Source organism: Mycobacterium sp. IDUB_37, assembly GCF_055419245.1.
Genome location: NZ_JBVAXG010000040.1, coordinates 1 through 460 on the forward strand (window position 1 = coordinate 1; position 460 = coordinate 460).

Here is a 460-nt window from a genome sequence, read left to right on the forward strand (position 1 = left end):
CAGCACCGCTGGTAGCAACTCCGTTGAGGCCATCGATGCCTGAACCACCGGCGCCACCGACGCCGCCCTTACCGCCGTCGCCGCCGTCGCCGGCTTTGGTTCCCAGACCGCTGGCGTTACCGCCGCCCCCGCCGTCGCCGCCCTTGCCGCCCGCGGTGCCGCTGGTACCGCTCTCACCGGCGTTGACGCCACTGGTGCCTGCCGTGCCGGCCAGGCCGTTACCACCCGCGCCGCCAGCTGCGCCGTCGGCGCCGAGACCGCTGGCCGCGCTATTGCCAGTGCCGCCCGCACCAGCACCGGCTGCGCCGCCGGTCCCGATCGCTCCGGCGTTACCGCCCAGGCCGCCAGCGCCGCCATCAACCGCGCCGGTAACGCCGTCAGCACCGCGGCCGCCGGTGCCTGCGGTGCCGGCGTTACCGCCCAGGCCGCCGTCGCCGCCCTTGGCGTTGACGCCCGCGGT

Annotated in this window: 1 protein-coding gene; it reads right to left on the reverse strand. The window is 76.3% G+C overall.

Going from position 1 to position 460, the window contains the following annotated elements:
* The coding region (locus tag ACZY1I_RS32205) for a hypothetical protein (protein WP_463761709.1) at positions 1-460 on the reverse strand (460 nt) is incomplete at both ends.